The organism is Pseudomonas sp. KU43P (genome assembly GCF_033095865.1).
Classification (GTDB): domain Bacteria; phylum Pseudomonadota; class Gammaproteobacteria; order Pseudomonadales; family Pseudomonadaceae; genus Aquipseudomonas.
This window is the reverse complement of record NZ_AP019365.1, coordinates 4375765-4400611: the sequence shown is the minus strand read 5'-3', so window position 1 is coordinate 4400611 and position 24847 is coordinate 4375765. Positions and strand designations below refer to the sequence as shown.

21 protein-coding genes are annotated in these 24847 nt (G+C 57.2%); all 21 read left to right on the top strand.

What is annotated here, in order from left to right; genetic code table 11:
* The first annotated feature begins 43 nt into the window (after positions 1-43).
* The 21 genes from serC to KU43P_RS20045 all read left to right on the top strand — a co-directional run bounded on the left by serC (position 44) and on the right by KU43P_RS20045 (position 24841).
* Positions 44-1129: a 3-phosphoserine/phosphohydroxythreonine transaminase gene (gene serC, locus KU43P_RS20145; protein ID WP_317659198.1), complete on the top strand. Its 1086-nt coding sequence runs from the start codon at positions 44-46 to the stop codon at positions 1127-1129.
* On the top strand, positions 1129-2223 hold the full coding sequence (pheA, locus tag KU43P_RS20140; RefSeq protein WP_317659197.1) for a prephenate dehydratase: 1095 nt from the start codon (positions 1129-1131) through the stop codon (positions 2221-2223). The genes serC and pheA overlap by 1 nt, the downstream gene beginning before the upstream one ends.
* Positions 2224-2433: 210 nt before the next feature.
* A complete protein-coding gene (locus KU43P_RS20135) occupies positions 2434-4641 on the top strand; it encodes a bifunctional prephenate dehydrogenase/3-phosphoshikimate 1-carboxyvinyltransferase (protein WP_317663873.1) in 2208 nt (735 codons plus the stop codon).
* On the top strand, positions 4638-5324 hold the full coding sequence (gene cmk / locus KU43P_RS20130) for a (d)CMP kinase (RefSeq protein ID WP_317659196.1): 687 nt from the start codon (positions 4638-4640) through the stop codon (positions 5322-5324). Before KU43P_RS20135 ends, cmk begins: the two co-directional genes overlap by 4 nt.
* Before the next feature lie 123 nt (positions 5325-5447).
* Positions 5448-7124: a 30S ribosomal protein S1 gene (rpsA, locus tag KU43P_RS20125; RefSeq protein WP_008095150.1), complete on the top strand. Its 1677-nt coding sequence runs from the start codon at positions 5448-5450 to the stop codon at positions 7122-7124.
* 253 nt (positions 7125-7377) lie between these two features.
* Positions 7378-7674, top strand: coding sequence for an integration host factor subunit beta (gene ihfB, locus KU43P_RS20120; protein ID WP_012313292.1), 297 nt, complete (start codon positions 7378-7380; stop codon positions 7672-7674).
* Between the two features lie 19 nt (positions 7675-7693).
* The gene (locus tag KU43P_RS20115; protein WP_317659195.1) at positions 7694-7957 is read left to right on the top strand and encodes a LapA family protein; all 264 of its coding nucleotides are present in this window, start codon (positions 7694-7696) and stop codon (positions 7955-7957) included.
* Between the two features lie 101 nt (positions 7958-8058).
* Positions 8059-9486 (top strand): MBL fold metallo-hydrolase, encoded by a 1428-nt coding sequence (locus KU43P_RS20110; protein ID WP_317659194.1) that lies wholly within the window; start codon positions 8059-8061, stop codon positions 9484-9486.
* A gap of 215 nt (positions 9487-9701) precedes the next feature.
* Positions 9702-10769 (top strand): LPS O-antigen chain length determinant protein WzzB, encoded by a 1068-nt coding sequence (locus KU43P_RS20105; protein ID WP_317659193.1) that lies wholly within the window; start codon positions 9702-9704, stop codon positions 10767-10769.
* A 66-nt stretch (positions 10770-10835) separates the two neighbouring features.
* Positions 10836-12272 carry a Wzz/FepE/Etk N-terminal domain-containing protein gene (locus tag KU43P_RS20100; protein WP_317659192.1) on the top strand — a complete coding sequence of 479 codons (1437 nt, stop codon included), beginning with the start codon at positions 10836-10838 and terminating at the stop codon, positions 12270-12272.
* A gap of 296 nt (positions 12273-12568) precedes the next feature.
* A complete protein-coding gene (gene wbpA, locus KU43P_RS20095; RefSeq protein WP_317659191.1) occupies positions 12569-13879 on the top strand; it encodes a UDP-N-acetyl-D-glucosamine 6-dehydrogenase in 1311 nt (436 codons plus the stop codon).
* Positions 13880-13954: 75 nt separating this feature from the next.
* Entirely contained in the window at positions 13955-14905 is a 951-nt protein-coding gene (gene wbpB / locus KU43P_RS20090; RefSeq protein WP_317659190.1) for a UDP-N-acetyl-2-amino-2-deoxy-D-glucuronate oxidase, read from the top strand.
* Positions 14906-15022: 117 nt separating this feature from the next.
* On the top strand, positions 15023-16867 hold the full coding sequence (locus tag KU43P_RS20085) for an acyltransferase family protein (RefSeq protein ID WP_317663871.1): 1845 nt from the start codon (positions 15023-15025) through the stop codon (positions 16865-16867).
* Positions 16864-17439, top strand: a complete 576-nt coding sequence (gene wbpD, locus KU43P_RS20080) for a UDP-2-acetamido-3-amino-2,3-dideoxy-D-glucuronate N-acetyltransferase (RefSeq protein ID WP_317659189.1) — start codon at positions 16864-16866, stop codon at positions 17437-17439. Before KU43P_RS20085 ends, wbpD begins: the two co-directional genes overlap by 4 nt.
* A 2-nt stretch (positions 17440-17441) precedes the next feature.
* Complete coding sequence (locus tag KU43P_RS20075; RefSeq protein ID WP_317659188.1) at positions 17442-18524, top strand: DegT/DnrJ/EryC1/StrS family aminotransferase; 1083 nt, start codon at positions 17442-17444, stop codon at positions 18522-18524.
* A gap of 3 nt (positions 18525-18527) precedes the next feature.
* Positions 18528-19844: a hypothetical protein gene (locus KU43P_RS20070; protein ID WP_317659187.1), complete on the top strand. Its 1317-nt coding sequence runs from the start codon at positions 18528-18530 to the stop codon at positions 19842-19844.
* Complete coding sequence (locus tag KU43P_RS20065; RefSeq protein WP_317659186.1) at positions 19841-21076, top strand: lipopolysaccharide biosynthesis protein; 1236 nt, start codon at positions 19841-19843, stop codon at positions 21074-21076. The genes KU43P_RS20070 and KU43P_RS20065 overlap by 4 nt, the downstream gene beginning before the upstream one ends.
* Positions 21073-21681 (top strand): imidazole glycerol phosphate synthase subunit HisH, encoded by a 609-nt coding sequence (gene hisH, locus KU43P_RS20060; RefSeq protein ID WP_317659185.1) that lies wholly within the window; start codon positions 21073-21075, stop codon positions 21679-21681. The genes KU43P_RS20065 and hisH overlap by 4 nt, the downstream gene beginning before the upstream one ends.
* Positions 21681-22436, top strand: a complete 756-nt coding sequence (locus KU43P_RS20055) for an AglZ/HisF2 family acetamidino modification protein (RefSeq protein ID WP_317659184.1) — start codon at positions 21681-21683, stop codon at positions 22434-22436. Before hisH ends, KU43P_RS20055 begins: the two co-directional genes overlap by 1 nt.
* Positions 22437-22583: 147 nt before the next feature.
* Positions 22584-23717 (top strand): N-acetyl sugar amidotransferase, encoded by a 1134-nt coding sequence (locus KU43P_RS20050; RefSeq protein WP_317659183.1) that lies wholly within the window; start codon positions 22584-22586, stop codon positions 23715-23717.
* A gap of 14 nt (positions 23718-23731) precedes the next feature.
* On the top strand, positions 23732-24841 hold the full coding sequence (locus KU43P_RS20045) for a glycosyltransferase family 4 protein (protein WP_317659182.1): 1110 nt from the start codon (positions 23732-23734) through the stop codon (positions 24839-24841).
* Positions 24842-24847: the final 6 nt, after the last annotated feature.

Below are 24847 nucleotides of genomic sequence, written 5' to 3'. Positions count from 1 at the left end.
ATCGAATTACGATTTTGTTCTATTTGGCAGAGCGAGAGTGGATGTGAGCAAACGAGCCTTTAACTTCTGCGCAGGCCCTGCCGCGCTTCCTGAAGCTGTCCTGCAGCGTGCCCAGGCCGAAATGCTGGACTGGCGTGGCAAGGGCTTGTCGGTGATGGAAATGAGCCATCGCAGCGACGACTACGTGGCCATCGCCGAGAAGGCCGAGCAGGACCTGCGTGACCTGCTGTCCGTCCCCTCGAACTACAAGGTGCTGTTCCTGCAGGGCGGTGCCAGCCAGCAGTTCGCCGAAATTCCGCTGAACCTGCTGCCGGAAGACGGCACCGCCGATTACATCGAAACCGGCATCTGGTCGAAAAAGGCCATCGAGGAAGCGCGTCGCTTCGGTAACGTCAACGTCGCTGCCAGTGCCAAGCCCTACGATTACCTGGCCATCCCTGGCCAGAACGAGTGGAAGCTGAGCAAGAACGCCGCTTACGTTCACTACGCATCCAACGAAACCATCGGCGGCCTGCAATTCGACTGGGTGCCTGAGACTGGTGACGTACCGCTGGTGGTCGACATGTCGTCCGACATCCTCTCCCGCCCGATCGATGTGTCCCAGTACGGCCTGATTTACGCCGGTGCGCAGAAGAACATCGGCCCGAGCGGCCTGGTGGTGGTGATCGTGCGTGAAGACCTGCTGGGCCGCGCCCGTAGCAGCTGCCCGACCATGCTCGACTACAAGGTTTCGGCCGACAACGGCTCCATGTACAACACCCCGGCGACCTATTCCTGGTACCTCTCGGGCCTGGTGTTCGAGTGGCTCAAGGAGCAAGGTGGTGTCGAGGCCATGGAGCAGCGCAACCGTGCCAAGAAAGACCGCCTCTACGGTTTCATCGACGCCAGCGAGTTCTACACCAACCCAATCAGCCACAACGCCCGTTCGTGGATGAACGTGCCGTTCCGCCTGGCTGACGAGCGCCTGGACAAAGCCTTCCTGGCCGGCGCCGACGCCCGTGGCCTGCTCAACCTCAAGGGCCACCGTTCGGTGGGCGGCATGCGTGCTTCCATCTACAACGCCCTGGGCCTGGAGGCGGTTGACGCCCTGGTTGCCTACATGGCCGAATTCGAGAAGGAGCACGGCTGATGTCCGATCAGGAGTTGAAGGCGCTGCGTGTACGCATCGACAGCCTCGACGAGAAGATTCTCGAGCTGATCAGCGAGCGTGCTCGTTGTGCTCAGGAAGTGGCCAAGGTCAAGACCGCTTCGCTGGCCGAAGGCGAAAAGCCTGTGTTCTACCGCCCCGAGCGCGAGGCTGCCGTGCTCAAGCGCGTCATGGAGCGCAACAAGGGCCCGTTGGACAACGAAGAGATGGCGCGGCTGTTCCGCGAAATCATGTCGTCCTGCCTGGCTCTGGAAGAGCCGCTGAAGATCGCCTATCTCGGCCCTGAGGGTACTTTCACCCAGGCCGCGGCGATGAAGCACTTCGGCCACGCCGTGATCAGCCGCCCGATGGCGGCGATCGACGAAGTGTTCCGCGAAGTGGCGGCCGGTGCCGTCAACTTCGGCGTGGTGCCGGTGGAAAACTCCACCGAAGGCGCGGTCAGCCACACCCTGGACAGCTTCCTCGAGCACGACATGGTGATCTGCGGTGAAGTGGAGCTGCGCATTCACCATCACCTGCTGGTGGGCGAGAACACCAAGACCGACAGCATCACCCGCATCTACTCCCACGCCCAGTCCCTGGCCCAGTGCCGCAAGTGGCTGGACGCGCATTACCCGAATGTCGAGCGGGTGGCGGTGTCGAGCAATGCCGAGGCGGCCAAGCGCGTCAAGGGCGAGTGGAATTCGGCGGCGATCGCCGGCGACATGGCGGCCAACCTGTACGGCCTGACCCGCCTGGCCGAGAAAATCGAGGACCGCCCGGACAACTCCACGCGCTTCCTGATGATCGGCAGCCAGGAAGTGCCACCGACCGGTGACGACAAGACCTCGATCATCGTGTCGATGAGCAACAAGCCAGGTGCCTTGCATGAGCTGCTGGTGCCGTTCCATGAGAACGGTATCGACCTGACCCGCATCGAGACGCGGCCGTCGCGCAGTGGCAAGTGGACCTACGTGTTCTTCATCGACTTCGTCGGCCACCATCGAGACCCGCTGATCAAGGCCGTGCTGGAGCAGATCAGTCAGGAGGCCGTGGCGCTGAAGGTGCTGGGGTCGTATCCGAAGGCGGTGCTTTGATTCGAGGCCGTTGGGGCGCTGTGCGGCCCATCGTCGGCAAGCCGGCTCCCACAGGGATCGCGCACACCTCAAGGTTTGCGCTGTACCTGTGGGAGCCGGCTTGCCGGCGATGGGCTGCGAAGCAACCCCCTTGCGGTCTCACAGTTCCGTCTTGATTTCTGAACAGGGTTCGCACTCGTGGTCAATGCTGTAACAAACAAACCCGCACCAATCATCGACCGCCTGGTCGTCGTCGGCCTCGGCCTGATCGGTGGCTCCTTCGCCAAGGGCCTGCGCGAAAGCGGCCTGTGCCGCGAGGTGGTCGGCGTCGACCTGGATGCCCCTTCGCGCAAGCAGGCCGTGGCCCTGGGCGTGGTCGATCGCTGCGAGGAAGACCTCGCCGTCGCTTGTGTCGGCGCTGATGTCATCCAGTTGGCCGTGCCGATCCTGTCCATGGAGAAGCTGCTGGCCCGTCTGGCACAGCTCGACCTGGGCAAGGCTGTCATCACTGACGTCGGCAGTGCCAAGGGCAACGTGGTGCGCGCCGCCCGGGACGTGTTCGGCGAGCGCCTTTCGCGCTTCGTTCCGGGCCACCCGATCGCCGGCTCCGAGCAGAGCGGGGTAGAGGCCTCCAACGCCAGCCTGTTCCGTCGCCACAAAGTCATCCTCACGCCGCTGGCGGAAACCGACCCGGCCGCCCTGGCCCTGGTCGACCGCCTGTGGCGTGCGCTGGATGCCGATGTCGAGCACATGCCGGTAGAGCGTCACGACGAAGTGCTGGCCGCGACCAGTCATCTGCCGCACCTGCTGGCATTCGGTCTGGTCGATTCGCTGGCCAAGCGCAATGAAAACCTCGAGATCTTCCGGTACGCTGCGGGAGGTTTCCGCGATTTCACGAGAATCGCCGGTAGCGATCCGACCATGTGGCACGACATCTTTCTCGCCAACCGCGAGGCTGTCCTGCGCACCTTGGACACATTTCGCAGCGACCTCGACGCCTTGCGCGACGCGGTCGATGCTGGGGACGGGCACCAGCTGCTGGGTGTATTCACCCGCGCACGCGTTGCCCGCGAGCATTTCAGTAAAATCCTGGCCCGCCGGGCCTATGTGGACGCTATGAACGCCAACGATCTGATTTTCCTGGCCCAACCGGGTGGCCGCCTGACCGGGCGAATCCGCGTACCGGGCGACAAGTCGATTTCCCACCGTTCGATCATGCTCGGCTCGCTGGCCGAAGGCACGACCGAAGTCGAAGGCTTCCTCGAGGGTGAGGATGCCCTGGCGACCCTGCAGGCGTTCCGTGACATGGGAGTGGTCATCGAAGGCCCGAACCATGGCCGCGTGACCATCCATGGCGTTGGCCTGCACGGCCTGAAGCCGCCACCCGGGCCGATCTACGTGGGTAACTCCGGTACCTCGATGCGCCTGTTGTCGGGCCTGCTGGCCGGCCAGCCGTTCGACGTGACCATGACCGGTGACGCCTCGCTGTCCAAGCGCCCGATGAACCGCGTGGCCAACCCGCTGCGCGAAATGGGGGCGGTTGTGGAAACCGGCCCGGAAGGTCGCCCACCGCTGACCATTCGCGGTGGCCACAAGCTCAAGGCGTTGACCTACACGCTGCCGATGGCCAGCGCCCAGGTCAAATCGTGCCTGCTGCTGGCTGGCCTGTATGCCGAAGGCAAGACTACCGTTACCGAGCCTGCACCGACCCGTGATCACACCGAGCGCATGTTGCGCGGCTTCGGCTACTCGGTCGAAAGCAACGGCCCGGTCGCTTCGCTGGAGTCGGGTGGCAAGCTCACTGCAACCCGCATCGAGGTGCCGGCGGACATCTCCTCGGCAGCCTTCTTCCTGGTAGCCGCTTCGATCGCCGAAGGCTCCGAGCTGGTGCTCGAGCACGTCGGCATCAACCCGACCCGCACTGGCGTGATCGACATCCTGCGTCTTATGGGTGGCGACATCACCCTGGAGAACCCGCGTGAAGTCGGCGGCGAGCCGGTTGCCGACCTGCGCGTGCGTGGTGCCAAGCTCAAGGGTATCGAGATCCCCGAGCATCTGGTGCCGCTGGCCATCGACGAGTTCCCGGTACTGTTCGTGGCTGCGGCCTGCGCCGAAGGGCGTACCGTGCTGCGCGGTGCCGAAGAGCTGCGGGTCAAGGAATCCGACCGCATCCAGGTCATGGCCGACGGCCTGATCACCCTGGGTGTGAAGTGTGAGCCGACCCCGGACGGCATCATCATCGACGGCGGCCCGCTGGGCGGCGGCGAAGTGCACGGCCACGGCGACCACCGTATCGCCATGGCCTTCAGCGTTGCTTCGCTGCGTGCCAGTGCGCCGATCCGCATCCACGATTGCGCCAACGTCGCTACGTCGTTCCCGAACTTCCTCAAACTGTGCGCCGAAGTCGGCATCCGCGTCGCCGAAGAGGGCAAGTCGTGAATTCGCAAGCACCGGTCATCACCATCGACGGCCCGAGCGGTTCGGGCAAGGGCACCGTTGCAGGCCTGCTGGCCCGCGAGCTGGGCTGGAAGCTGCTGGACTCCGGCGCGCTGTACCGCCTGCTGGCGTTCAACGCCAGCAACCACGGCGTCGCCCTCACCAACGAAGAGCTGCTCAAGGCCTTGGCCGCCCATCTGGATGTGCAGTTCATCGCCGCCGAGCCGGGTAAGCTTCAGCAGATCATTCTTGAAGGCGAGGATGTCAGCAATGTCATCCGCACCGAGACGGTCGGTGCCGGTGCTTCGATGGTGGCGTCGCTGCCGGCGGTGCGTGAAGCGCTGCTGCAGCGTCAACGTGCCTTCCGTGAGGCTCCAGGGCTGATTGCCGACGGTCGCGACATGGGTACGGTGGTGTTTCCGGACGCGCCGCTGAAGGTTTTCCTGACCGCCAGCGCCGAGGAGCGTGCCCGTCGCCGCTACCTGCAGTTGAAGGGCAAGGGTGAAGATGTTAGTCTGTCGAGTCTGCTAGATGAGATTCGTGCGCGCGATGAGCGTGACACCCAGCGTGCAGTGGCCCCGCTCAAGCCAGCGGCCGATGCCATTCAGCTGGACTCTACCGAGTTGTCCATCGAGCAGGTGTTGCAACGGATCAGAAGCGAGCTCGCCCAGCGCGACTTGGTCTGATCGCCAGGAAAGCCGGCAGGGGCACCAGTCAACGTCCTGCCTGTTTTCCTTTACTTAACGAAACCCACATTGTCTGGAATGTGGCTATGGGCGTCTGTTTCGCCCGAATCTACAGGAATTAAAATGAGCGAAAGCTTTGCAGAACTCTTTGAAGAAAGCCTGAAAACCCTCAATCTTCAGCCGGGTGCGATCATCTCCGGTATCGTTGTCGACATCGACGGCGACTGGGTTACCGTACACGCTGGTCTGAAGTCCGAGGGCGTCATCCCGCTCGAGCAGTTCTACAACGAAGCTGGCGAGCTGACCATCAAGGTCGGTGACGAAGTTCACGTTGCGCTGGACGCGGTCGAAGACGGCTTTGGCGAAACCAAGCTGTCCCGTGAAAAAGCCAAGCGCGCCGAGTGCTGGATTGTTCTGGAAGCAGCTTTCGCCGCCGAAGAAGTGGTCAAGGGCGTTATCAACGGTAAGGTTAAGGGCGGCTTCACTGTCGACGTTAACGGCATCCGTGCGTTCCTGCCGGGCTCCCTGGTTGATGTCCGCCCTGTGCGCGACACCACCCACCTGGAAGGCAAAGAGCTGGAATTCAAGGTCATCAAGCTGGACCAGAAGCGCAACAACGTTGTCGTTTCCCGTCGCAGCGTGCTGGAAGCCGAGAACAGCGCCGAGCGCGAAGCCCTGCTGGAAACCCTGCAGGAAGGCCAACAGGTCAAAGGTATCGTCAAGAACCTCACCGACTACGGCGCCTTCGTGGACCTGGGCGGCATCGACGGCCTGCTGCACATCACCGACATGGCCTGGAAGCGCATCAAGCACCCGTCGGAAATCGTTAACGTTGGCGACGAAGTCGACGTACGCGTTCTGAAGTTCGACCGTGAGCGCAATCGCGTTTCGCTGGGTCTGAAGCAGATGGGCGAAGATCCGTGGGTAGCTATCACTTCGCGTTACCCAGAAGGTACTCGCGTACAGGCTCGCGTTACCAACCTGACCGACTACGGCTGCTTCGCTGAGCTGGAAGAAGGCGTTGAAGGTCTGGTACACGTTTCCGAAATGGACTGGACCAACAAGAACATCCACCCGTCGAAAGTCGTTCAGGTTGGCGACGAAGTGGAAGTCATGGTTCTGGACATCGACGAAGAGCGTCGTCGTATTTCCCTGGGCATCAAGCAGTGCAAGTCCAACCCATGGGAAGACTTCTCCGGCCAGTTCAACAAGGGTGACAAGATCACCGGTACCATCAAGTCGATCACCGACTTCGGTATCTTCATCGGTCTGGACGGCGGCATCGACGGTCTGGTTCACCTGTCCGACATCTCCTGGAACGAAACCGGCGAAGAAGCCGTGCGTCGCTTCAAGAAGGGCGACGAGCTGGAAACCGTCATCCTGTCGGTTGACCCAGAGCGCGAGCGCATCTCCCTGGGCATCAAGCAGCTGGAAGACGATCCGTTCTCCAACTTCGTTGCTGTCAACGACAAGGGCGCTATCGTCAAGGGCATCGTGAAAGAAGTTGACGCCAAAGGCGCCATCGTCACCCTGGCCGACGACATCGAAGCCACTCTGAAAGCTTCCGAAATCAGCCGTGACCGCGTTGAAGACGCGCGTAACGTCCTGAAGGAAGGCGAAGAGATCGAAGCCAAGATCATCAGCGTTGACCGCAAGTCCCGCGTAATCAGCCTGTCGATCAAATCGAAAGACGACGCTGAAGAGCGTGAAGCCATCCAGAGCCTGAAAAACGCTCCGGAAGCGGCTGCCGATACCACCATGGCTGCGCTGCTGCGCGAAGCAATGGCCAAGCAGAACTGAGTTCTGTTTGATCGGTAAAAAAGGGTGGCCTTCGGGCCACCCTTTTTTTATGCCTGATTTCCCTCGCGCCAGCGTTACCCCTTGTGGGAGCCGGCTTGCCGGCAATGGGCTGCGAACCAGCCCTGCTCTAGTTTCCCTGCGCCCCGATCTTGAATTTTTTTATTAAGTCAAGATCCGCCCTGTTCAAATCCCTCCGAGCGTGCTACAAACTGATTAAGCAATGATCTAGCTGCTTGATAACGAAGGGAAAAATATGACGAAGTCGGAGCTGATCGAACGTATTGTCACCCATCAGGGGCTGCTTTCGTCCAAGGACGTAGAGCTGGCCATCAAGACCATGCTTGAACAGATGTCCCAATGCCTGGCCACTGGTGATCGTATCGAGATCCGTGGTTTTGGCAGCTTTTCCTTGCACTATCGCGCACCGCGGGTTGGGCGCAATCCCAAGACCGGCCAGTCGGTCGAGCTCGAAGGCAAGTTCGTGCCGCACTTCAAACCGGGCAAGGAGCTGCGTGATCGGGTTAACGAAGAAGAACACGAGCACCCCTGAGCGATGAAGGAGCAGTTTGATGCGTAACCTCAAGCGCGCCCTGGCGGCGTTGTTCGTACTGCTGCTGGCGGCGGTAGTGCTGTTTTTCGTGCTGGAGAATCAGCAGGCCGTATCGCTGGTATTGTTTGGCTGGTCGGCTCCAGCCTTGCCGGTAGCGGTGCCGGTGCTGGCAGCCCTTGTGGTAGGCCTGGCGGTGGGGCCTTTGCTCGGTGCTTACGGCGTGCAGCGTAGCAAGCGCAAGATTCGGGCATCAGCGCGGCAGGCGGTATTGGACGGTAATTAAGGCAAATTCCTGCAGCTATATAGGAAGCGACGCCTGTGCGTGCAGCCTGCGAAATGGAGTAATGGGCGCCCCTTCAACGGTCCAGGCGAGCGTTCAGCAGTATGCAATTTCCCAGCCTTACCCACCATGGTGGCACCCGCGGCGTTACAGGTTCTTGCCACCAACTCCACCTGGATTCAGTAACCAGTCTGCTGGTCGATTGCGGCATGGAGCAGGGGGCGGACGCAGCGCCCTGCGGCGCGTCAACCGCGCTTGATTTTGACGTGGCGGGTATCCAGGCCCTCGTTGTCACCCATGTGCACCTCGACCATGTTGGTCGTATCCCCGCGCTGCTTGCCGCGGGCTTCCGCGGCCCCATCCTCTGCAGCGAGCCCTCTGCAAAGTTGCTCCCGCTGATCCTTGAGGACGCGTACAAGCTGACCATCAGCAGCGAGCCAGCCCAGGTGACGCATTACCTGGCGTTCATTGCCGAGCTGATCGTGCCGATTCCCTTCGGGCAATGGCACTCTGTGGTCGACAAGCCCAGCCTCACGTGCCAGATCCGCCTTCAGCGCGCCGGCCATCTGCTGGGTTCTGCTTACGTGGAGTGCGAGGTGGTCCAGTCAAAGGGCAATCACCGCATCGTCTTCTCCGGTGATCTTGGTCCCGAAGGCAACCCGCTGCTGCGCCCTCTGCAGCCACCAGAGCGAGCAGACCTGCTGGTACTGGAAAGTACTTATGGCGACCGCCTGCATTCAGACCGCAGCAATCGCCAGCAGCAGCTCGAGCAAATCATCGAGCGCGCTCTGCAAGACCGCGGCACTATTCTGATTCCCGCCTTCAGCCTGGGTCGCACTCAGGAATTGCTGTTTGAGCTAGAAGCCATCCTCCATCGCAAGGCATTGCTGGGTGACCCTCCCGTGATACCCGGGGGCGGCACCTTCGCCTGGTCGCAACTGCCAATCATCCTCGACTCGCCGTTGGCGCAACGCATTACCGCCGTCTACCGGCAACTACATGTCTATTGGAATGACGAGGCCAAGGCGTTGATGAGCCAAGGGCGCGACCCGCTAGGGTTCAATCAGCTGGTATGCGTCGACACCCATGCCCGCCACCAGCAGGTGGTCAACTACCTGAAAAGTACCGGGCGCCCAGCAATTGTCATCGCCGGCAATGGCATGTGCTCAGGAGGCCGCATCGTCAATTACCTCAAGGCCATGCTGGGCGACCCACGGCATGAAGTGCTGTTCGTGGGGTATCAGGCCAAGGGTACCCCGGGCGCAGTGATTCAAGCGAGTGAGGGTGCGGAGGGTTTTGTGCAGATTGACCTGGATGGGGGTATGTATGACATTCGGGCCAAGGTGGCGACATTGGGCGGTTATTCGGGGCATGCGGATCAGGCGGGGTTAGTGAGGTTTGCGCAAGGTTGTGGGGCTCGACGTGTGGTGCTGGTGCATGGTGAAATGCGAGCGAAGCAGGCGCTGGCCCGGGCCCTGAAGGGTGCATTTGAGCATGAGGGAAATGAGGTGGGCGTCACAATAGCGCAATGACCATTGGGCGGGAGGTGCGATGCCTGTCGAAAAGTGAGGAACTTCTGTGGGAAGGTTCCCTCGAACACTGATTAATGCGAAGTGAGTGGGGTGCGGCGGGCATGTTGGCAAAATGCCGCTACGCTTGAGCTGGGAGGGCTAGACCGCTTTCCGCGGGGGCGGAGGCGGGGCTTCTTGATAACGCAATCAGACGGACCCAAGGAAAAAAAGACTAAATGCGCAATGAACGCGAGCGCCTGAGTGGTAGCGACGAGATAGACCTGATTGAGCTTGTGCAAGGCGTTTGGCGGCAGAAGATTTGGGTGGGGCTGGTAGCAGTACCGATCATTTTGTTGGGCGTTGCGTACATCAAGCTTGTATCGCCCGTGTATGAGGCGAAACTCTACATTCAACCACCTTCTCAGAATGAGATTGCTCAGCTCAACTTCGGGCGGGGTCAGGACACTGGGCTGGCCCCGCTCGGCGTCAAAGACGTATACAACATATACCTCAGGGCCCTGCAGTCTGAAGCGGTGCGTGACAAATTCTTCCGCAATGAATTTCTCCCCACGCTCACCGAGCAGGAGCGAGCCGGCTCGCGGGACGCTTTGTATGCCCAGTTCAACAGCATGATGAAGGTCGCCCAGGCGGGTAAGGACACGCCTGATCTGTATGTGCTTACGGCGAACGTGGAAGATCCGCGCCTGGCGGCAACTTGGGTTTCCAACTACGCGGAAATGGCAGCGGAGCGGGCGAAGAACGAGCTGCTTAGTGGTGCTCGGAGCGATATTTCGATCATGGCCGACAACCTTGAGCAGCGGATCAAGGCCTCGCGGGCCAGTGCTAGCAGCCAGCGCGCCGATCAGATAGCGCAACTCAAGGAGGCGCTGCGGGTCGCTCGTTCAATCGGCCTGGAAAAACCACCCATCATTGCCGATACGCTGTCCGGTGAGGTGTCCGCAGGCATGAGCGGGGCGCTGACCTACATGCGCGGATCCAAGGCGTTGGAAGGGGAGATCGCCAACCTTGAATCTCGCGCATCTGATGACCCGTTCATTCCCGATTTACGGGAAACGCAAGAAAAGCTGAATTTTCTCCGTAACCTGAAAATTGACCCGTCGCTGGTTGCTATGTATCAACAGGACGGTGCAGTTTCTCAGCCTGATAAACCGGTAAAGCCGCGAAAAGCCATCATCCTGTTGCTATCGATCCTGGCGGGTGTAGGGCTCGGTGTGCTGGTGGCGCTCAGCCGAGATTTCTGGTTGCAGCGCAAGGCGACGAGCGGTGGGGAACTTCTTCGCTGAGAATTGGTCGCAAATCGTTGTTGTCGGTTGCCGAAGGTGTAACAATGCACCTTCGTCGCCGATGACATGGATTACTGGAAGAGCGAGCACGATGCTGATCTGCCCTGCCTGTCTTGGTTAAACCCACTGCAATGCAGGCAAGCAATGAACAGTATCGCACGCGTCCCTTCTACGGCCGTTTCTGGCGAAATCGACCTTTTCCGTATTTTCCGTACACTCTGGCGCAGGCGCGTGCTCATCGTTGGAATAGCGGTTGCCTGTGCGGTCATCGGGGCTGCAATCGCTTATACGATCACGCCTGTTTACGAGACGTCCACAACGCTTAGGCCTGTCGCGTTGAACCAGCTGGACGCCCTCAACCGCTCGAAAATCTACACGCTGCCTCCGACCGATGCATTGAAGAGGGTCGGTGCCACGTTGGATTCCTACAACGCGCGCCTGGACTTTTTTCGCTCAAGGCCCGACCTCGTTGATTTCTTTCAAGCTGAGGGCCAGAGTCTTGAGCAGGCGTTTGACGACTTCAATAAATCGGCGCTTAGCGTAGTGCAGGCCGACCCGAAGAAAACCGATTTGCTCAGCGACTTCATCGGCCTGAGAATGCGTTACGAGAAAGCAATTGACGGCCCCGGCATACTCAATGATTTTGTCGATTACGCAGTGGAGCGCGAGCGTGCTCAGATTTCAACAGATATGGAAATTATTCGTGCCAACCGTTTGGCAGAAATCGATGCGAAACTGAACTCTGCAGTATCGGAGTATCAAGTTGGCAATGAAAGTCGTATTGCCCGCCTTGAAGAAGCCGACGCCATCAAACGTGCGCAATTGAACGATGAGCTCAGGGCGTTGCGTGCGGAGTTGAAGTTGCGGCGCGAGGCACGGTTGGCAGAACTTGACGAGGCGATCGGTATTGCCAGAAGCCTGGGCTTGAAAAGACCCTCGACCCCGTCGTTAATGGCTGATGAGCAAGTCGCAGCCGGCAGTGTAATTCGCACGGAAGTCAATGGTCGCCCCGTGCCGCTGTACTTCATGGGTACTGAAGTGCTTGAAGCTGAGCGTTCTGCTCTGCGTAAACGTTCATCCGATGATTTTGTCGAGCCCCGGATCGGCCAGATACGCAAGGAATTGATCATGCTGTCGACCAATCGCAAGGTCGAGGCCATCAAGTCTCGGGCCGGCGAGGAGGTGTTTCTCGAGGGCATCGAAGCGCTGCGAGTCGAGCGCGCCCGCTTGCAGGCGGTCGATACTCAGCTAAAAGGGTTGCAGTTGGTCAGTGTCGACCAGCGTGCAGTGGCATCCAGCAAGCCGATCAAGCCACGCAAAACACTTATCGTCCTAGCCGCATTGATCGGTGGATTGGTTTTCGGGGTGGTCATCGCCTTGCTGCGTGGTGCCTTCAAGGATCATTTGCGGCAGCTGCGAGTCCTTGAAATCAAAGGCTCAGCCCACCGTGTCCTGCCGGATGACGTATCCCAGAATCCGAGCGCTCGGCTGGCAGGTGCTTAGGCCTGAGGGCTTGCTGAGTGATGTTATTTTGCCGGTGTTTTCGGGCCTGTATGTCAAGTGAAAACTCTGATGGAACACGGCAGCCTAACCGCCTATGATTGTGGCGCCATTCATTATAGGCAGCCAGTGTGCTGCTTTCCCTGGCGAGATGGGCCGAGCGCTTTTTTCGCGGCAGCGTGGCAACAGCACGCTGCCGCCGAATGGATTCACTCGACTGACGAATGAATCGATGAAGGTTCAATAACCCGTTATGCAGTCGTGAAACGGGCAAGTAAATTCAAGGTGAGTTGGAAAGCATGACAGATATGAATGCGGTGGTAGAAAAGTTCAAAAGCCGGCAGGCCTTGATTGGCATCGTAGGTCTGGGTTATGTCGGGTTGCCGCTGATGCTGCGTTACAACGCCATTGGTTTCAACGTGCTCGGTATTGATATTGATCAAAGCAAAGTTGATAAGCTCAACGCGGGCCAAAGCTACATTGAGCATATCCCCGCTGCCAGCATCTCCAAGGCGCGTGAGACCGGTTTTGAAGCCACCGTTGATTTCAAGCGTGCTAGCGAGTGCGATGCACTCATCCTCTGTGTACCGACGCCTTTGAACAAGTATCGCGAGCCAGACATGAGCTTCGTGATCAATACCACCGATGCGATCAAGCCATACCTGCGCGCCGGCCAGGTGGTTTCGCTGGAAAGCACTACCTACCCTGGTACCACCGAAGAAGAGTTGCTGCCACGTGTACAGGAAGGTGGCCTTGTAGTAGGTGAGAACATCTACCTGGTCTACTCGCCAGAGCGTGAAGACCCGGGCAACCCGAACTTCGAAACGCGCACCATCCCGAAAGTCATCGGTGGCCATACACCCAACTGCCTGGAAGTAGGTATCGCCCTTTACGAGCAGGCGATCGACCAGGTCGTACCGGTCAGTTCCACCAAGGCAGCCGAAATGACCAAGCTGCTGGAGAACATCCACCGTGCCGTGAACATCGGCTTGGTCAACGAAATGAAGATCGTCGCCGACCGCATGGGCATCGACATTTTCGAAGTTGTCGATGCTGCGGCGACTAAGCCTTTCGGTTTCACCCCCTACTACCCAGGCCCGGGCCTGGGTGGTCACTGCATTCCGATCGACCCTTTCTACCTGACCTGGAAAGCGCGCGAATACGGCTTGCACACCCGCTTCATCGAGCTCTCCGGTGAAGTCAACCAGGCCATGCCCGAGTACGTGCTGGGCAAGCTGATGGATGGCCTGAACGACGCGGGCAAGGCACTGAAGGGCAGCCGCGTGCTGGTCCTCGGCATCGCCTACAAGAAGAACGTGGACGACATGCGCGAGTCGCCATCCGTGGAAATCATGGAACTGATCGAAGCCAAAGGCGGCGTGGTTGCCTACAGCGACCCGCATGTACCTGTGTTCCCGAAAATGCGCGAGCACCACTTCGAACTGAGCAGCGAACCGCTCACTGCCGAGAACCTGGCAAGCTTCGACGCCGTGGTACTGGCCACCGACCACGACAAGTTCGATTACGCCCTGATCGAAGCCAAGGCCAAGCTGATCGTCGACAGCCGCGGCAAGTACCGCACGCCGACCGCCCACATCATCAAGGCCTGATCGGCGTTGCCAGCAAATTGATCCGCCTTGCCCCTGATGGGGCAGGCGGAATCATTCGTCTTCAAAGGAAGCCTCATGAAAAATTTTGCTCTCATCGGTGCTGCAGGCTACATCGCTCCTCGCCACATGCGCGCCATCAAGGACACCGGCAATCGCCTGGTTTCTGCGTACGACATCAATGACTCGGTCGGCATCATCGACAGCATCTCGCCGCAGAGCGAGTTCTTCACCGAGTTCGAGTTCTTCCTCGACCACGCCCATGGCCTGAAGCGCGACCCGGCAACCGCCCTGGACTACGTCTCGATCTGCTCGCCCAACTACCTGCACCATCCGCACATCGCCGCAGGCCTGCGCCTTGGCTGTGACGTGATTTGCGAGAAGCCGCTGGTGCCGACCCCGCAGCAACTGGACCAGCTTGCCCTGGTCGAGCAGGAAACCGGCAAACGCCTGTTCAATATCCTGCAACTGCGCCACCACCAGGCAATCATTGCCCTGAAGGACAAGGTCGCCCGTGAGAACAACCCGCACAAGTATGAAGTCGACCTGACCTACATCACTTCCCGCGGCAAGTGGTACCTGCAGAGCTGGAAAGGTGACCCTCGCAAGTCGTTCGGTGTTGCCACCAACATCGGTGTGCACTTCTACGACATGCTGCACTTCATCTTCGGCAAGCTGCAGCGCAACGTTGTTCACTTCACCTCCGAGCACAAGGCTGCCGGTTACCTGGAATACGAAAAAGCGCGCGTACGTTGGTTCTTGTCGGTCGATGCCAACGACCTGCCAGATTCGGTCAAGGGCAAGAAGCCAACCTACCGTTCGATCACCGTCAACGGCGAAGAGATGGAATTCTCCGAAGGCTTCACCGACCTGCACACCACCAGCTACGAAGAGATTCTCGCCGGCCGTGGTTACGGCATCGAGGATGCGCGTCACTGCGTGGAAACCGTCAATACCATTCGTAGCGCACCGATTGTTGCGGCGGCGGACAACGAAGGGCATCCGTTTGTCCAGGCGCTTTACCGCTGACGCGCAATACGCAGTAGGGGTGGCGTCTCGCCACCCTTTTTTTAGTTTTTAGCAGGATCGCCAGCCAGCGTGTCGAACGATAATTTCAATAAGCCGGACGATACGGGTGAAACGCACATGAAGCGCGGTATTCGCCTGGATGTTCAAGGTTTGCGTGCAGTCGCAGTACTGGCGGTTTTGCTCTATCACGCCAATAGCAGCTGGTTGAAAGCCGGTTACCTGGGCGTCGATGTTTTCTTTGTCATTTCCGGCTTCATCATCACGGCGTTGTTGACTGAGCGTAGCGACAGGATTGACCTGCCAGCGTTCTACGCGAGCCGAGTCAAGCGCATCCTGCCAGCGTATTTCGTGATGCTGGCGGTCGTTGGTGTCGTGTCGGCGATCCTGTTTGTTCCCGCTGATTTCGCATTCTTCTTCGAAAGCCTGAAGTCTTCGGCGCAGTTTACGAGCAACCATTATTTCGCTGGCTTTGGTAGTTACTTTGCACCGCGCGCTGATGAGCTGCCGTTACTGCATACCTGGTCGCTGGCCATCGAGATGCAGTTCTACCTGTTTTTCCCGTTATTGATCGTTTGTCTTCCAAGGCATTGGCGGCTACCGGTTTTTGCTTTGCTGGCGGTCGCCTTGTTTGCCTGGCTTGGCTACCGAGCGCTCGGTGGCGCGCGTGAGCAGTTGTACTTTGCACTGCTGGCCCGGATTCCAGAGTTTATGGTTGGTGCTGTCGTCGCCCTGCTGATGCGCCAGCGAGAGTTGCATACCAGGTTCGCCAGTTCCTTAGGTGTACTCGGGGCGCTGCTATTGGTGTGTGCGTTACTGGTCATTGAAAAGCAACAATTCCCAGGGTTGTGGGCAATTCTGCCTTGCGTTGGCGCAGGGCTGATCATCGCGGCGCGTCGAGGCCCGGTAAGCACGCTGCTTGCCACGCGGCCAATGGTTTGGCTGGGTGGAATTTCCTACTCACTTTATCTGTGGCATTGGCCAGTTCTTGCATTCATTCGCTATTACACTGGGCAGTACGAGCTGACGTCAGCCTGGTTGCTGTTTTTCGTTACCGCGTCTATTGGGCTGGCATGGCTGTCCTACCGATTTGTTGAGACTCCGGTCAGAAAGGCTTCCGGCTTCTTACGGCAGTTACCTAAGTGGGCAATCGCCGCCAGTGTGCTTGTGCTGTTGGCATGGGGTATGCCACGAGTGAACGAGTCTTTGGTTGACCCATTACCTGTCGAGCTGACTCGCTATGCGGCAGCAGAAGCGATCTGCCACGGGAGCTGGGTGGGTGAGTGCAAACGGGGCAAGCCCGATGCTGACGTTTCTACCTTGGTCATAGGCGATAGTCATGCTGCCCAGTTGAACTACTTCTTTGATGAAGTGGGCAAGCAGGAGGGGGTTGCTTATCGTGTACTTACTGCCAGCAGTTGCGTTCCGATTCCCGGTTTCGATGTTGAGCGCCTGCCACGGTGGGCGCAAAAAGCCTGCCTTGAGCAGATCCAGGCAGTAGCACGAGAGCTGCCGAAGGTAGAGCAGGTGATCGTTGCAGGCATGTGGCAGTATCAGATGCAAAGCGCGCCATTCACCAAAGCGCTGGCCGACTATCTGCTGTCCATAACCCGAGCGAACAAGAGCGTTGTAGTGCTTGCCCAGGTACCGATGTTCGAGACGGATGTCCAGCGGGTGAGACGCTTTACCGAGCTAGGTCTGCCGGCGCCATTGACCTTAAATCCTCAGTGGCAGGCAGCCAACCAGCAGGTAAAGGACATTGTCGACCGCACGCCAGGCGCACGTTTTCTGGATTTTTCCAAAAGTGAATTCTTTGCAGCTGCCCCGTATGAAAAGGGGGTGCTGATCTATCGTGACAGTCACCATCTCAACGAGGTGGGCGCTACTCGTTATGGGCGCTATGCGGCGCAGCAATTGCAGCAAGCTTTCGATCAACCTCAGCCCAATGTGAGCCTGAAGCCATGAATTTCTATCAGCATCCAAGTGCGATCGTCGATGAAGGAGCACAGATCGGGGACAATTCCCGTGTCTGGCACTTTGTCCATGTGTGTGGGGGCGCTCGGATCGGGGCCGGTGTTTCACTTGGCCAGAACGTTTTCGTGGGCAACAAAGTCGTGATCGGCGATCAATGCAAAGTCCAGAACAATGTCTCGGTATACGACAACGTGACACTCGAAGAGGGCGTTTTCTGCGGCCCCAGCATGGTGTTCACAAACGTCTACAACCCACGCTCCCTGATCGAGCGCAAGGACCAGTATCGGGACACCTTGGTCAAGAAAGGTGCGACGCTCGGGGCCAACTGCACTATCGTCTGCGGCGTGACCATTGGCGAGTACGCCTTCGTCGGCGCTGGCGCGGTCATCAACAAGGACGTGCCTGCCTACGCACTCATGGTGGGTGTGCCGGCCCGACAGATTGGCTGGATGAGTGAGTTCGGCGAGCAATTGCAACTGAGTGAGCAGGGGGAAGCCATCTGCTCGCACACTGGGGCGCGCTACGTCCTGAACGGCAAACAACTGAACAAGATGGATGTTTGAGCATGATTGAATTCATTGACCTGAAAAGCCAGCAAGCACGCATCAAGGACAAGATCGACGCCGGCATCCAGCGTGTCTTGAGCCATGGTCAGTACATTCTTGGCCCTGAAGTTGCGGAGCTGGAAGATCGACTGGCTGCGTTCGTGGGCGCCAAATATTGCATCACCTGCGCCAACGGCACTGATGCCTTGCAGATTGTGCAGATGGCGCTGGGCATTGGCCCAGGCGATGAGGTGATCACACCAGGCTTCACCTATATTGCGACCGCGGAAACCGTTGCGTTGTTGGGTGCCAAGCCTGTGTACGTGGATATCGATCCACGCACTTACAACCTGGACCCGCAACTGCTCGAGGCTGCGATTACCCCGCGTACCAAAGCCATCATCCCGGTATCGCTGTATGGCCAGTGTGCCGACTACGATGCGATCAACGCCATTGCAGCCAAGTACGGCATCCCTGTGATCGAGGATGCGGCGCAGAGCTTTGGTGCTTCTTACAAGGGCAAGCGCTCGTGCAACCTGACCACTGTGGCTTGCACCAGTTTCTTCCCGAGCAAGCCGCTGGGTTGCTACGGCGATGGCGGTGCAATCTTTACCAACGACGAAGGGCTGGCCACTGTCATTCGCCAGATCGCTCGCCACGGCCAGGACCGTCGCTATCACCACATCCGTGTGGGGGTGAACAGCCGTCTAGATACGCTGCAGGCTGCTATTCTGCTGCCCAAGCTCGAGATTTTCGAAGAGGAAATCGCACTGCGCCAGCAAGTGGCGGGATGGTATGACGCAGCGCTCAAGCAAGCCGGCATCGACTCTGCGCCCTATATTGAGGTCGGTAACGTCAGCGCTTATGCGCAATATACTGTTCAAGTGGATGATCGCGATGCTGTCCAGAAGCGGCTGCAGGCTGCTGGCGTACCCACTGCGGTTCACTACCCCATCCCGCTCAACAAGCAACCAGCGGTAGCGGACGAGCACGCGTTGCTGCCGATCGGTGACCAGGTTGCAATGCGTGTGATGAGCCTGCCTATGCATCCGTATCTGGATGAGGTGTCCGTCGCTACCATTTGTGCTGCGTTGACGAATTAACGGATGTACGTTCTCGCTCGAGTCGACAGGTCTCTCCTGTTCAATGCTTTCTTGCTGTTCGCCTACTTTGTTGCTGTGGTGTGGGTGAACAACAATTACATATACATTCTCTATGAATATATGGGGGCGGCAAAGAAGCCAGTCGATTTCGGGCTGATTTCATATCTGATGGTCCTGGCATTCGTATGTGCATTGCTGTGTGGCGCTGAGATACGTAGGCCAGGTGATCTACTGGTTACGCTGTTGATTGTGGTTCTTGTTCCACATGCATTGGTGCTGAACGGGGCAAATCAGTTTTCGCTGGGTGCCGAGCCGTGGTCGGGTGCGTCATTGGCGGTACTCATCGGTATTCTGATCATCGGTACGGTAAACAAAATTAGGTTTCACTCGAGTGAAAGTCCACCGCGCGAAGATCAAGGAAGGCGAGTACTAGCGCTGTTGTCGGTAATCAATTTGGCGGTGCTGGCTTTCATACTTGCGAAGAGTGCAGGCTACTTCTCACTGGATTATTCGGGGCAATACCTGCGACGGGCTGCAGCGAGGGAAGTATTTGCTGCCGGCTCAGCCAATGGATACCTTGCTTCGATTGGCACTCAGGCGTTTTTCCCAGTGCTGCTTGCCTGGGGGGTATACAAGCGGCAGTGGCTCTATATCGCCTTGGGGATGGTCAATGTACTGATCTTGTGGGGCGCGTTCGGTCAAAAGTATCCGTTTATCGTGTTGTTCCTGATCTATGGCTTGATGATGTACTTCCGTCGGTTTGGCAAGGTCAGGGTTTCCTGGGTGATCGGTGCGCTGTTGTCGCTACTCCTGATGGGGGCTTTGGAACACGAAGTGCTCGGTTACTCATTCCTGAACGACTACCTATTGCGGCGGGCATTTATTGTTCCCTCCACCTTGCTAGGTGCTGTGAATCAGTTCGTCGCGGAATTTGGCGCCAATTATTACAGCGACACCCTGCTAGGGGCATTGGTCGGGCAGGGGCGTGCTGAGACGCTGACGTTCCGTTTAGGTACCGAGGTATTCAACAACCCGAGCATGAACGCAAACGTGAACTTTTTCGCGATTGCCTACATGCAGTTGGGTTATATAGGTGTAGTGACAGAGTCGTTATTCGTAGCGGCTATCGTTATGATCATGAATTTTCTCTTTTCAAGGTACCATGCCTTTATCGCCATACCGATCGCCTTGCTGTTTACCACCAAGATTCTGGAACAGTCCTTGTTGACCGTGTTATTGGGATCAGGTGTGTTCGTGATGTTGCTTGTCATGATGCTCATTTCGTTTCCGTTTAAAGTGTCATCGAGGATGTCTTCATGAGCGCAGGCTTTATCGGGCGTGTGGCGCGCGTGCTGGTGGGCACACTTGGCGCGCAACTTATTACCATTGGTGTCACGTTTCTGCTGGTGCGTTTGTATTCGCCGGCAGAAATGGGAGCATTCAGTGTGTGGCTTTCGTTCGCTACTATCTTTTCTGTAGTGGTGACGGGACGTTATGAACTCGCGATTTTCTCTACTGCTGAGCCGGCTGAATTCCACGCCGTTCTCAAGCTTGTTCTACAGCTGATTTTACTGATCTCCACCCTCGTCGCCGTGTTTGCAGTCCTGGCTGGACGGGTGTGGAGCATCGTGCCTGAGGTGGTCGGTAGTTACTGGTTCGCGCTGGCACTGGTTTCGTTAGGGTTAGGTGCGAACAAGCTGGTCGTGTCATTGCTCACCTACCAGCAGTCCTTTAACAGGCTGGGGATCGCGCGGATCAGCCTCGCGGCTTGTATTGCCATTGCCCAGGTTTCGGCAGCTTATTTTGCCGGGGGCGTATCCGGGTTGGTATATGGACAATTGATTGGTGTCGTCGCGGCTACGGCGTTAGCGGCGATCTGGGTCGGCAAGCCGCTCATCGTGGCTTGTGCTGCTACACCTTGGAGTTCGGTGCGTCAAGTCGCGAAGCAATACATCAATTTCCCTAGATTCTCTTTGCCTGCCGACCTGATAAATACGGTCGCCAGCCAGATTCCGGTGGTACTCTTGGCGGCGAAGTTCGGTGGAGAAACTGCGGGCTGGTTCGCGTTGACCCTGAAAATGATGGGGGCTCCTATCTCCTTGTTGGCCGCTTCTGTGCTTGATGTCTTCAAGGAGCAGGCTGCCCGCGACTACCGCGAGACGGGAAGTTGCCGAGCCATCTTTATCAAGACGTTCAAGCTGCTCGCGGTGCTCGCGCTTCCTCCGTTCATAGCTTTCTGGTTTGTAGGCGAATGGGCATTCGGCTTCATCTTTGGCGACGCCTGGGCCGAGTCGGGGCGCTACGCAGTGCTGATGATTCCGCTGTTTTACATGCGATTCGTCGTCAGCCCCCTCAGCTACACGATCTACATCGCACAGCGGCAGAACCTGGACCTGATCTGGCAGGTGGCTCTGTTGGCCTTGACGTTTGCATGCTTTTTCCTGCTGGATAGCGTGGATTCGGTGCTGTGGTTCTACTCCATAGGCTATGCAATCATGTATTTCATCTATTTTTGGATGTCCTTCTACTGCACCAAGGGAGATGCCAAGTGATCATCGTTGTTGATTATGGCGTAGGGAACATTGCTTCAGTCTTGAATATGCTGAAGCGAGTGGGTGCTACAGCCAAGGCATCGAACAGCCGTGAAGATATCGAGCGCGCCGACAAGCTCATTTTGCCTGGCGTAGGCGCGTTCGATGCTGGCATGCAGACACTGCGCAACAGTGGCCTGATAGAAGCGTTGAACGAACAAGTGCTGGACAAGCGTAAGCCGGTGATGGGTGTATGCCTGGGTAGTCAGATGCTCGGCAATGGTTCTGAAGAGGGGCGCGAGCCTGGTTTGGGCTGGATCGACATGGACATCGTTCGCTTCGAAAAGCGTGACGGGCGCAAGGTCCCGCATATGGGATGGAATGAAGTCGCTCCACAGTTGAGGCATCCCATCCTGGCAGGTATCGATGAGCTAAGCCGTTTCTATTTTGTCCATAGTTATTACATGTTGCCACGACACGCAGAGAATACCCTGCTGACGGCCAATTACGACCAGCAGTTCACCGCCGCTGTGGTCAAGGACAATATTTTTGGCTTCCAGTTCCACCCGGAAAAAAGCCACAAATTTGGTATGCAATTGTTCAAGAATTTCGTGGAGTTGGTCTGATGGTGAGGAGGCGCGTCATTCCCTGCTTGTTACTCAAGGATCGCGGCCTGGTGAAGACCGTGAAGTTCAAGGATTCGAAGTATGTCGGCGACCCCATTAATGCTATTCGTATCTTCAACGAAAAAGAAGTCGATGAATTAGTGTTGCTTGATATTGAAGCTTCGAAGTTGAAGCGGGAGCCCAACTACGAACTCATCGCCGAGGTGGCCGGTGAGTGCTTCATGCCGATCTGTTACGGGGGGGGAATCAAGACCTTGGCACAGGCGGAGAGGGTATTTGCCCTCGGCATAGAAAAAATATCCATCAACACTGCCGCGCTCGACGATGTGACGCTCATTCGGCAAATCGCTGACAAGTTCGGCTCGCAAAGCGTTGTGGGGGCCATGGACTGCCGCAAGGGATTCTGGGGGGGGTATTCGGTATACTCGGAAAATGGCAGCAAGGACACCAAGCGTTCTCCTGTAGAATGGGCGCAGGCTTTGGAGTCAGCGGGCGTGGGTGAAATTTTCCTCAACTCTGTAGACCGTGACGGTACACAAAAGGGTTTTGACACCGAATTGGTGGAGAGCATCGTTTCACAGGTGCACGTTCCCGTTATTGCATGCGGTGGTGCGGGTTCTACGGCGGATCTGATCGAACTCTTTGAGCGTACTGGCGTCTCGGCCGTGGCCGCGGGAAGTCTTTTTGTTTTCCACGGCAAGCACCGCGCTGTGCTCATAAGTTATCCAGACATCAACAGGTTGAGTGCCGGGTAAGCTTCAAATATCCGAAAGGTAGCGTACCAGCCTCTTAGCGCCTTCGCCTGGCAGGCTGTACAGTGCCTCTATTGTCATAAGAATTCAGGCATGGGTGGTGGGAGTTCCGCGAGCCAAGCCGAAGAAAATCGTTTCAGGAGGTTGTTAGTGGTCAAGGTATGTTCGCGCTGTGTCATGGATACATCTGACGCTGAAATTGTGTTCGATGATGCGGGAGTGTGCAATCACTGCCATAAATTTGACAACGTCCAGTCCAAACAGCTTTTCACCGATGCGAGCGGTGAGCAGCGTCTGCAAAAAATCGTCGATCAGATCAAGAAAGAAGGTGCGGGCAAGGATTACGACTGCATCATTGGCCTCAGTGGCGGGGTAGACAGTTCTTACCTTGCAGTTAAGGTCAAGGACATGGGATTGCGTCCGCTGGTTGTGCATGTGGATGCAGGTTGGAACAGTGAACTCGCCGTAAGCAATATTGAAAAGATTATCAAGTATTGCGGCTATGACCTGCACACCCATGTCATGAACTGGGAGGAAGTCCGTGATCTGCAGTTGGCTTATATGAAAGCTGCTGTCGCCAACCAAGATGTACCGCAGGATCACGCGTTTTTCGCTAGTATGTATCACTTCGCGGTAGAGAATAATATCAAGTACATTCTCAGTGGTGGTAATCTCGCTACCGAGGCGGTGTTCCCTGACACCTGGCACGGCAGCGCAATGGACGCTATCAACTTGAAAGCCATTCACAAACAGTATGGCGAGCGGCCACTCAAGGATTACAAAACCATCAGTTTTTTGAATTACTATTTTTGGTATCCCTTTGTCAAGGGAATGCGTACGGTGCGCCCTCTGAATTTCATGAATTATGACAAGGCGAAGGCGGAAGCGTTCTTGCAGGAGACGATCGGCTACCGCTCCTATGCGCGCAAACATGGCGAGTCCATATTCACGAAGCTGTTCCAGAACTATTACTTGCCCACCAAATTTGGTTACGACAAGCGCAAGCTGCATTACTCGAGCATGATCCTGTCCGGGCAGATGACGCGTGACGAAGCCTTGGACAAGCTTGCCGAGCCCCTTTACGATGCAGCGGAATTGCAGTTGGATATCGAGTATTTTTGCAAAAAAATGCGCATCAGCAAGGCCCAGTTTGATGAGCTGATGAATGCGCCGATTCACGACTATTCCGATTTCGCCAATTGGGACTCGCGACAGCAGGGGGCGAAGAAACTTCAGTTATTGATTCAGCGCCTGCTGGGTCGACGCATCAATGTCTATTCCTAAGGGCTGGAACTGACATGGCAAAAATTGCTCATCTGACCTCGGTTCACTCCCGTTATGACATTCGGATCTTTCGCAAACAATGCAGAACGCTAGCCCAGGGCGGGCATGAGGTTTATCTGGTTGTGGCCGACGGGAAGGGCGATGAGGTCAAGGACGGTGTACAGATCCTGGATGTGGGGACACTACCCGGTCGTCTGAATCGGATTTTCAAAACTACCCGTAATGTACTCAAGCGCGCGTTGGCCCTGAGTGCTGATGTCTATCACCTGCACGATCCTGAGCTCATACCCTTGGGAAGCAGGTTGAAGAAAAGCGGCGCGAAAGTAATTTTTGACTCGCACGAAGATGTGCCTAAGCAGTTGCTGAGCAAACCGTATCTGCAGCCATTGGCGCGCCGGGTAGTGGCCGCTTTGTTCTCGGGTTATGAGAAATACGCCTGTAGAAAGCTGGATGCCATTCTTACTGCAACGCCGCACATCCGTGATAAGTTTAAAAGCATCAATGGCAATGTTTTGGATATTAACAACTTCCCCATGTTGGGTGAGTTAGATGCCATGGTGCCTTGGACCAGTAAAAAGGATGAGGTTTGCTACGTCGGTGGTATAACTTCCATCCGCGGTATTCGTGAAGTGATCAATAGTCTTGAATTATTGAAAACATCTGCACGCTTGAACCTGGTAGGGCGTTTTTCCGAACCGACCGTGGAGCGTGAGGCAAGAACGCTGGATGGCTGGAAAGCTGTCAATGAGCATGGGCAGTTAGATCGCCATGAGGTTCGGGAGGTTTTGGGCAACTCGGTAGCGGGGCTGGTGACATTCCACCCGTTGCCCAATCACATCGATGCTCAGCCCAACAAGATGTTCGAGTACATGTCATCGGGCATTCCGGTAATCGCTTCGAATTTTCCACTCTGGCGGGAGATCATCGAGGGGAGCAATTGTGGGCTTTGCGTAGACCCCTTGAAGCCTGCTGCCATTGCCGAGGCAATCGACTACCTGGTGACGCACCCGGATGAGGCGGCAGCGCTAGGACGAAATGGCCAGCGCGCAGTCAACGAACGCTATAACTGGGATCTGGAAGGGCGCAAATTGTTGCAGTTCTACTCCGATCTACTGAATAAGTGAGAATTT